At 46.5% G+C, this 1,421-nt stretch carries 2 protein-coding genes; both read left to right on the top strand.

What is annotated here, in order from left to right:
- The coding region (locus F6K37_RS35890; RefSeq protein WP_287255713.1) for an ATP-binding cassette domain-containing protein at positions 1-440 on the top strand (440 nt) is incomplete at its 5' end.
- A 20-nt stretch (positions 441-460) separates the two neighbouring features.
- On the top strand, positions 461-1,421 hold a 961-nt coding region (locus tag F6K37_RS35885; protein ID WP_287255710.1), incomplete at its 3' end, for an HlyD family secretion protein.

The following is a 1,421-nucleotide window of genomic DNA, read 5'->3' as shown; positions in this document are numbered from 1 at the left end:
GAGAAAACATCGGTCTGGCTTATCCCTCAGCTAGCTTAGACGAAATTATCACAGCAGCAAAACTGGCCGGTGCCGATGAATTTATCCAAAAACTGCCCATGGGCTATGAAACCGAGATTGGGGAGGGAGGAGGGATGTTGTCTGGGGGACAGCGACAGCGTTTAGCCATTGCTCGCGCCCTGTTGGGAAATCCCCGCCTATTAATTTTCGATGAAGCCACCTCCCACCTGGATGCGGAATCCGAGCGGATTATTCAGAACAATCTCAATACCATTCTCAAAAACCGCACCACCCTAGTTATTGCTCACCGTCTTTCTACCGTACGCAAAGCTGACCTGATTTTAGTCCTGGATAGAGGCGTCTTGATTGAAAGCGGTACTCACGAAGACTTAATGGCAAAGCGAGGACATTATTTCTATCTCAATCAGCAGCAGCTATAGCGGAGCGGGTAGGGTGTGGGGTGTGGGGTGTGGGGTGTGGGGTGTGGGGTTTGGGGTTTGGGAATAAATCCGTTGATTACTCTTGCCTCTTGCCTCTTGCCTTTTGCCTTTTGCCTTTTGCCTATTCCCGATTCCCGATTCCCGATTCCCGATTCCCGATTCCCATCAACTATGTTCACAACTCAAATGGAAATACTGCTATGCCTGAAAATCATACATTGAATGGACATAGTCCTACTCATACTATTCCAGACCAGGGTCGGTATGAGGAGTTACTCACCCAAGAAACGACTCCTCAACCTAGGAATGATCAACCACTCCAGGGTCATGAATGGTCTTATGCGACTAAGGAACTGCTTGATACATTACCCCAGGTTTGGACAAGGGGATTACTGTATTTTTTGATGGTATTTATCGGTATTGCCTTACCTTGGGCGATATTCGCTCAGGTGGATGAGACCGGGAAAGCTAGAGGACGATTGGAACCTACGGGAGAAACCATTAAACTTGATGCGCCAGTAGCAGGAACGGTAGCAGCAATTAAGGTCAAAGAAGGGGAATTGGTAACGGCTGGTCAAACCTTACTAGAACTGGAATCGGAGTTAGTTAGCACTGAACTTCAGCAGGAACAAAAAAAATTAGAAGGGCAACAGAATCGCCTCAATCAATTAGAGGTGCTGAAAAACCAATTGATACTGGCTCTGCGTACCCAGGAGCAACAAAACCAAGCTCAAGAGTTAGAAAAACAGGCGCAAGTCGAGCAAGCACGGCAGAATCTGGAAGCCTTTAAGTTCGCCTACAGTTTACAAAAAGAAGAACTATTGGCACAAATAGACCAGGCACGGCAGGCTATTGAATCTAGCAAGGTTGCCTATGAATTAGAAACCATTCGTTTAGAAAGTGCTCAGGAAAAAATTCCCCGTTACCAAAACGCTTATAAAGAGGGGGTTTTGTCAAAAGAACGCTTTTTAGATGTGCAAC

The sequence above is a fragment of the Moorena sp. SIO4E2 genome, assembly GCF_010671945.1.
GTDB classification, from domain to species: domain Bacteria; phylum Cyanobacteriota; class Cyanobacteriia; order Cyanobacteriales; family Coleofasciculaceae; genus Moorena; species Moorena producens.
Note: the sequence above shows the minus strand (reverse complement) of the source record. Positions and strands in the feature narration are given on the sequence as shown.